1 protein-coding gene is annotated in these 1,156 nt (G+C 61.7%); it reads left to right on the top strand.

What is annotated here, in order from left to right; all coding sequences use genetic code 11:
- The first annotated feature begins 73 nt into the window (after nucleotides 1–73).
- Nucleotides 74–1,156, top strand: coding sequence for an IS630 family transposase (locus tag FHS78_RS19190; RefSeq protein ID WP_167096129.1), 1,083 nt, complete (start codon nucleotides 74–76; stop codon nucleotides 1,154–1,156).

Genomic DNA, 1,156 nt, shown 5'->3' with positions numbered 1-1,156 from the left:
CTAGTGGATTGATTGGAACGAAAGAGTCCGGTTTGGGATTCCCTTTCGAGCGGTTGCGTGCGAGTCTTGAAGGATGCGCAGTGGCATCTCCTTCACCGTATCCGCGGTCGATCGTCAGCGATTGAGCGACATCGTCGCGGACCCCAAGAGCCCGCAAAAGCACGTCTGGCGAGCGCGTATTGTCCTTCTGAGCGACCAGGGGTTTGGCACCTCGGCGATCATGGCGGAGACCGGCAAATCCAAGACCTGTGTCTGGCGCTGGCAAGCGCGCTTCATGCATGAAGGCGTCGACGGCCTGCTGCGCGACAAAACCCGTCCGCCGGGCAAGACCCCGATCCCGCCGGAGCGTGTCGCCGAGATCGTCCGCCTGACGCAGGAACCGCCTCCGCACGAGGCGACGCACTGGACGTCGCGCGCGATGGCGAAGGTGGCCGGTGTTGCGGCCTCGACGGTGCAGGCGATCTGGAAGGCGCACGGCCTCAGTCCGCACCGCTGGCGCAGCTTCAAGCTGTCGAACGATCCGGCGTTCGCCGAGAAGCTGACCGAGATCGTCGGCCTCTATGTCGATCCGCCGGCCCATGCGGTGGTGCTGTCGATCGACGAGAAGTCGCAAATCCAGGCTCTTGACCGCACCCAGCCCGGCCTGCCGATGAAGAAGGGTCGCGCAGGCACCATGACCCATGACTACAAACGTCACGGCACCACAACGCTGTTTGCCGCCCTCAACGTGCTGGATGGCACAGTCATCGGTCAGAACATGCAGCGCCATCGCCATCAGGAGTTCATCCGTTTCCTCAACCGTATCGAGCGCGAAGTCCCGGCAGACAAGGCGATCCACGTGATCCTCGACAACTATGCGGCGCACAAGAAGGACAAGGTTCAGCAATGGCTCGCCCGCCATCCGCGCTGGACCTTCCACTTCACCCCGACCTCGTGTTCCTGGCTCAACGCCGTCGAAGGCTTCTTCGCCAAGCTGACCCGGCGGCGGCTCAAAAACGGCGTCTTCCATTCCGTCTTCGATCTCCAGGTCGCCATCAATCGCTTCGTGCGCGAATACAATGCCGAAAACCCAAAACCCTTCGTCTGGAAGGCTGACCCCGATCAAATCATCGCCGCCAGAAACCGAGGGTTCCAAACGTTGGAATCAATCCACTAG

It is taken from the genome of Parvibaculum indicum (genome assembly GCF_011762095.1).
Lineage (GTDB): Bacteria > Pseudomonadota > Alphaproteobacteria > Parvibaculales > Parvibaculaceae > Parvibaculum > Parvibaculum indicum.
Note: the sequence above shows the minus strand (reverse complement) of the source record. Positions and strands in the feature narration are given on the sequence as shown.